2 protein-coding genes are annotated in these 1,953 nt (G+C 53.7%); one reads left to right on the forward strand and one right to left on the reverse strand.

The window, feature by feature from the left end:
• A partial coding sequence (locus ACTHS3_RS12070) for a helicase HerA-like domain-containing protein (protein ID WP_440368044.1) occupies positions 1 to 945 on the forward strand: 945 nt, incomplete at its 5' end.
• 67 nt (positions 946 to 1,012) lie between these two features.
• On the opposite strand, the gene ACTHS3_RS12075 is transcribed toward ACTHS3_RS12070, so the two are convergent.
• A partial coding sequence (locus tag ACTHS3_RS12075; RefSeq protein WP_440368045.1) for a PFL family protein occupies positions 1,013 to 1,953 on the reverse strand: 941 nt, incomplete at its 5' end.

Genomic DNA, 1,953 nt, shown 5'->3' on the forward strand with positions numbered 1-1,953 from the left:
AAATTCTTCGGCGAACCTTCCCTCAACCTGCAAGACTGGATGCAAACCGACAACGGCAAAGGCATCATCAACATCCTCAATTCCGAAAAACTGATGCGTTCGCCGCGTATGTACAGCGCATTTTTGCTGTGGATGCTGGCAGAATTGTTTGAAACCCTGCCCGAAGTCGGCGATTTGGACAAACCAAAATTCGTGATGTTCTTCGACGAAGCGCATTTGATGTTCGACAATGCCGCCAATGCGCTGGTCGAACAAATCGAACAAGTTGTGCGCCTGATCCGTTCCAAAGGCGTGGGCGTATATTTCGTTACCCAAAACCCGCTTGACTTACCCGATACCATTCTCGGCCAACTGGGTAACCGCGTACAACACGCCCTACGTGCCTTTACACCGCGCGACCAAAAAGCAGTCAAAGCCGCTGCCGAAACCTTCCGTAGCAACCCAAACATCAAAGTTGCCGAAGCGATTGCCGAACTCGGCGTCGGCGAAGCCCTTGTTTCCTTCCTTGATGAAAAAGGTATGCCCGAGCCGGTAGAACGCGCCCTCATCCTGCCGCCGCAATCTTCCTTAACCCCGCTTGCCGCAGAAGAGCGCAACCGTTTGTTCCAAAACGACGATTTGTATCCGACCTATAAAGACATGGTGGACAACTACTCCGCTTTTGAAGCCTTAGCCGAAGCAGACAGCCAAGCAGCCGCGGAAAAAGAAGCCGCAAATGCCGCCAAAGAGCAGGAAAAAGCACAAAAAGCCGCAGAAAAAGAAGCCACCAATGCCGATCCCGGCATCCTCGGCGGACTAATCGGCGGTTTGAGCGGCGGACGTAAAAAATCCGGCCAAGGTTTGGGCTACAACGTTGCCGACGCCATCGGCAGCCAAATCAACCGTCAAGTGACCAACGCCATTTCCCGCAGCGTAATGGGCATTATTAAAAATATGTTCAAATAATCAGCCTGCAAACACAAAAAGGCCGTCTGAAAATCAATTTCAGACGGCCTTTTATTTATCAATCCAATCAGTTTTTCATCGATTGAACCGGAGCCGGGATTCTACCGCCTCGGTTGACGAACACTTCGCATGAGCCTTCTTTGACCGGCATTACAGGCGCGTAGCCTAACAGGCCGCCGAACTCGACGCTGTCGCCGACGGTTTTTCCGGTTACCGGAATAATGCGCACGGCAGTGGTTTTGCTGTTGATCATGCCGATGGCGGCTTCGTCAGCGATGATACCGGAAATGGTATGAGCAGGCGTATCGCCGGGTACGGCAATCATATCCAAACCAACGGAGCAGACAGCGGTCATCGCTTCGAGTTTGTCCAGCGTCAGCACGCCTGCTTCGGCGGCGGCAATCATGCCTTCATCTTCGGAAACGGGGATAAACGCGCCGCTCAAACCGCCGACCGCGCTGGAAGCCATCATGCCGCCCTTTTTCACGGCATCGTTCAGCAATGCCAAGGCAGCCGTCGTGCCGTGCGTACCGCAGACGCTCAAGCCCATTTCTTCAAGGATGCGCGCCACCGAGTCGCCAACAGCGGGGGTCGGTGCCAGCGACAAATCGAGAATACCAAACGGGATATTCAACATTTTTGAGGCTTCGCGGCCGATAAGTTCGCCCACGCGGGTAATTTTGAAAGCGGTTTTCTTCACGACTTCCGCAACTTCGGTCAATGTCGTTGCATCTGAATTTTCCAATGCGGCTTTTACGACACCCGGGCCGGATACGCCGACATTGATAACGGCATCCGCTTCGCCCGAACCGTGAAACGCGCCCGCCATAAATGGGTTGTCTTCCACCGCGTTGCAGAACACGACGATTTTGGCGCAGCCGAAACCTTCGGGCGTAATTTCAGCCGTGCGTTTGATGGTTTCGCCTGCCAACTTGACCGCATCCATATTGATACCGGCGCGCGTGCTGCCGATATTGATGGAGCTGCACACGATATCGGTGGTTTTCA

It is taken from the genome of Neisseria sp. P0009.S007 (assembly GCF_051962515.1).